Origin of the sequence: Plesiomonas sp. (genome assembly GCF_051650925.1) — a bacterium.
In the GTDB taxonomy this organism is placed as follows: domain Bacteria; phylum Pseudomonadota; class Gammaproteobacteria; order Enterobacterales; family CAMTGL01; genus Plesiomonas.
In genome coordinates, this window is record NZ_JBOFRH010000464.1 from 1 (window position 1) to 3,994 (window position 3,994).

The window sequence follows — 3,994 nt, forward strand, 5'->3', positions numbered from 1 at the left end:
GCCACCAGCACGGTCAATAACATATGCAGTGAGGTATACGGGCTGGCCCATGCGCTGATAGTATCAAGCTGATAGACCCGTGGAATTGACCAGACAAACATCAGCCCTAGCAGCACCGTCGCCGTATGTACCAGCTTGCTGAACATCTGCTGCCCCACACCGCGCCAGTCAAGCAGCACACTCAGTGCCGCCGATCCTAAAAAGAAGCCGCTCAAAATAATCTCATTGCTCATCGGTGAGCGAACTGCACCGGCCAGCAGGTTCAGCGCGCGCAGCGGCTGCCCCATATGCAAACCACCAATCGCTGACCCGATAACCAACAGCACCAGCGCACCCATACGAGCACGCGCTGCCTGTTCAGCCGATGTCAGCCCCAGTGCAACGCTAATCAACAAGCACAGCAGTAAACCGGCGGCAGCCTGACCAAACACGGTAAAAAAAACTAACGGAAGTTCGTGCATCTTAAACCTCTCCCTTATTCTGCACAGCACCGGTGGTATCCCCTGACGGACGCGCATCCGGATGGGGTTTAATAATCAGATTAGGCTTCGTCAGCATAGGATCAGGCAATGGCGCAATGGCATTTTGCGTACCGTACTTCTGGCGCAATAGCTCAATATCACCAAAATCAAGCGCTCGCTGCGGGCATGATCCCACACAAACGGGCATCAGCCCTTCTGCAACTCGTTGATAGCAACCATCACACTTGCTCATCACCTTCTTTTGCGCATCAAACTGCGGCGCACCATACGGGCAGCGCATCTCGCAATAGCGGCAACCGACACACACATCTTGATTAACCACCACCAGACCATCTTCCGCCCGCTTGTGCATTGCACCGGTTGGGCAACCTGCCACACAGGTCGGCTCAGAACAGTGGTTACAAGCAATCGACAGATAGTAATTGAACACATCCGGCTTCCACGCCGAACCCTGTTTTACCCAGCTACCGCCGCCGTACTCATACACCCGACGAAATTTTGGGCCGATACCCAGATCTTTTTCATCTTTACAGCTCACTTGGCAAGTTTTACAGCCGGTGCACTTTGCGGAGTCGACATAGAATCCATATTGAGTCATGAGTTAACGCCCCTTATACCGGCTTAATTTCAACAAGATTAGTGTGCTGCGGGTTGCCTTTGCCCAGCGCTGTCGGGCGCAACGAGGTTAAGCGGTTGATACATCCGCCAACATCTATCCCCTGCTTATTGGTCACAGACCACGCCCCTTCCGGCGCGGCCGCAACACCCGGCATAATTCGCGCTGTTACCTTCACCGGCATCCGCATTTTACCGCGACTGTTGTACACTTCAGCCACATCACCGGAAACCAGACCTCGGGCCGCTGCATCCAGCGGATTCATCCACAGCTCATCCGGCACAGCTTCGCGCAGTTGCAACACCGAAGGATAAGTCGAATGGCAATGCCCTTTGGTATGAAAACCGATCAATTGAATTGGGTACTGAGCCAGCGTTTGGGTATCCTGTATCCCCTCTACGGCCGGATAGTATTCAGGTACTGGAATAATCTTGTCACCTTGTGGCAACGGGCGGGTTTTAGCCAACGCATCAAGTGCTGCTGAATAGATCTCAATTTTACCTGACGGTGTTTTCAGCGGGTTTGCCAACGGATCAGTACGAAAATCTTTTAACGCGATATGCTCTTCGCTTTTTGCTACTCGGCGGTCAATAATGCCCATACCATCAGTCTGTTCAAACGGTGGCAGATGCGTCTCCGTTTCACGCATTTTATTGTAAGAAGATTTAATCCAGTCTTGGTAGGTTTTACCTTCCGTAAACTGCTGTTTTAGCCCCATTTTACCGGCAATTTCAGCCAGTACATCATAGGTAGCACGGTTCTCCCACATCGGTTCAATGGCCTGCTGCAACCGAACCACGTAGTGGTAAGCACCCGACTGATATGAGTTATTGATTAAATCATCTGACTCTAACGTTGAAACATCTGGCAGCAGCAAATCTGCAAATTTTGCCGTTGGTGTCATGTGGTTATCCCACACCAAAATAAACTCGCACAAAGACTCATCTTGTAAAATTTTCTGCGTAGCATTCAGATCAGAGTGCTGGTTTGCCGTCACATTACTGGCGTAATTCCATAAAAACTTAATATTGGTTTTCAGCTGATCACGGCCTTTCACAAAATCATGGGTCGCCGTCATCTCAGTGCCGCGTACAATCGCATCCGTCCATAAAAAGCACGGAATCGATACTTTTACCGGATTTGCTAATGCCAAACCCGGTACAGGATACGTCACACTACCGCCCCATGTTCCGATGTTAGTTCCCGGACGACCAAACTGCCCCGTCAGTACCGGTAGCATCATAATAGCGCGCGCGGCATGCTCACCGTTGTGTGAACGTTGTACACCCCAGCCTTGTGAAATCCAGGCGGCATTCGCACCGGCAATTTCACGGGCTAACTGCTTAATTCTGGTGGCCGGAATACCGGTCAGCTCACTGGCCCATTCCGGTGTTTTTGCTGTTTTATCGGCCCCTAATCCCAAAATATAGGATTTATACGAACCATTCGGCTCAGCCGATGACGGCAGTGAAGCATCATCCCAACCCAAGGTATATTTGGCCAACATCGCCTCATCAATCAGCTTTTCAGTGATTAACGTATGCACCATGCCCGCAACCAACGCCGCATCCGTACCTGGACGAATAGGGATCCACTCAGCATCAAATGCCGTAATACTGTCAGTACGACGCGGATCAATAATAATCACCCGCGGATTGCTCTGCTCTATCGCATGGTAAATCTCAGCAATCTGGCCACCGCCAGACATCCGAGTCTCGGCCAGATTCTGCCCGAACATCACCACCAGATCAGAGTTTTTGATCTCTGAAAATAGCGTTTGCTGCTCTGTTCCGTAGATATTCCCCGCCTGCCCAAACACATACGGCTGAATACTGTTAATTTGGCACTCAGAATACGTACCGTGCATATCCAAAAAACCACCGGCCGCACTGAGTAAACGCTTACAGGTATTGCGCCCCTGTAAATTAGCCCCTGTAGTCCCCGAACCATACTGATAATAGATAGCCTCATTACCGTAAGTTTCGATCACACGGGTAAGCTGGTTTGCCACAATGGTCGTCGCTTCATCCCAACTGATACGCTTAAATTTCCCCTCTCCGCGCTTGCCAACGCGCAACATCGGGTACTTTAAACGATCGGGGTTATAAGTGCGCCAGCGCGCAGAGCGGCCACGCAGACAAGGGCGGATCTGGTGCTGGCCAAATACCGCCTCATTAATACCATCTTCGGGGGAGATTTTGATCGCCACACCGTCTTTCACATGCACCTTTAACGGGCAACGGCTGCCGCAGTTTACCAAGCAGGCACTGTAGCGGATCTCTTCACCTGCCGCGGTTGCGGCAGCAGAGGCATTTTCGGTTGCGGCCTGAGCACGAAACGGCAGACTCATTGCGCTGGCAACGGCCGCCGCACCGGTCACTGCCGCAGACCCCTGTACAAAGGTTCGGCGGCTCATCAAGCGCGAAATTATCGATTTTTTAATGGTCATGACATTGCTCGCATTATTATGATGCAAGCAAGTGTTAACTACTTAGTAGTAGATGCCCATGATCTCCATCAAGCTACGCACACTCTTTGTTACTTCTTTTTTACACATACAACATTCAGTTACATGTTGATATAATTAAAAACCTTTTTTATTAGGGAATTCAAAGCAGCATAAATGCCCATTCAACTACATTACTGACTCGACTACCCACTGCATTACACGGCCATTGCACCGCCGTTAACGACAGCACAAATAAAATCAGCTAAAATGATCGTTTACCTGTTCACAGTGGTAAACAGCCGTAAAATAAAAGCACCGTTTTACCGATGCGAAAGCGCTCGATCGCAATCGCACAGATAAAACGCCCTGCCATAACGATGATCTCTTGCCCATTTACAGGCAGCCGCACAGCCAGTAACCGGATAACAACACTATGCCAAAAGGTAC

At 50.4% G+C, this 3,994-nt stretch carries 3 protein-coding genes; all 3 read right to left on the reverse strand.

Features of this window, described 5'->3' with window-relative positions; genetic code table 11:
- Nucleotides 1–461 (reverse strand): DmsC/YnfH family molybdoenzyme membrane anchor subunit (locus ACRC27_RS11190; RefSeq protein WP_438639897.1); only part of this gene is annotated, 461 nt, incomplete at its 3' end.
- A 1-nt stretch (nucleotide 462) separates the two neighbouring features.
- Nucleotides 463–1,080: a DMSO/selenate family reductase complex B subunit gene (locus tag ACRC27_RS11195; RefSeq protein ID WP_438622662.1), complete on the reverse strand. Its 618-nt coding sequence runs from the start codon at nucleotides 1,078–1,080 to the stop codon at nucleotides 463–465.
- A gap of 13 nt (nucleotides 1,081–1,093) precedes the next feature.
- A complete protein-coding gene (locus ACRC27_RS11200; RefSeq protein ID WP_438639898.1) occupies nucleotides 1,094–3,547 on the reverse strand; it encodes a DMSO/selenate family reductase complex A subunit in 2,454 nt (817 codons plus the stop codon).
- Between the last annotated feature and the right edge of the window lie 447 nt (nucleotides 3,548–3,994).